A 450-nucleotide genomic window follows, 5' to 3' on the forward strand; every position below is an offset into this window, starting at 1 on the left:
CCGAGAGATAGCGCACGATGGCGTTGGATTCCCACAGCACGAAGCGCGTGTCGCCGGCATCGTCCAGGCCATCTTCGATGACAGGGATCATCCCGTTCGGGTTCATCGCCTTGAATTCCGGCGTGTCAACGCCGCCGAAGGCGCCGCCGACGTCGATGCGCTCGTGGTCCAGCGACAGCTCATGCGCGCACCAGACGACCTTCTGAACGTTGACCGAAGAGAGTCTTCCCCAGATCCGCAGCATCGACGACGGCTCCTTTTTTGAATGGATGGAGTGGTTAGTTAGGTAATTTAGGCGGCCTTGGGCGTGAGCGCCGCGATTTCCGCGCGCATCAACTCGCCCAGCACGGCAATGCCTTGCTCGATACGCTCCGGTGTCACTGTTACGAACGCGAGGCGGAGTGTGTTGCGGCGCGGCGCATTGGCATAGAACGGCGCGCCCGGCACAAA

At 61.6% G+C, this 450-nt stretch carries 1 protein-coding gene; it reads right to left on the bottom strand.

The annotated features are described in order from the left end of the window. A partial coding sequence (locus tag FNX44_RS30180; RefSeq protein ID WP_173019330.1) for a glutathione S-transferase N-terminal domain-containing protein occupies window positions 1-244 on the bottom strand: 244 nt, incomplete at its 3' end. Window positions 245-450 lie beyond the last annotated feature (206 nt).

This window comes from Streptomyces alkaliterrae (assembly GCF_007097205.2).
In the GTDB taxonomy this organism is placed as follows: domain Bacteria; phylum Actinomycetota; class Actinomycetes; order Streptomycetales; family Streptomycetaceae; genus Streptomyces; species Streptomyces alkaliterrae.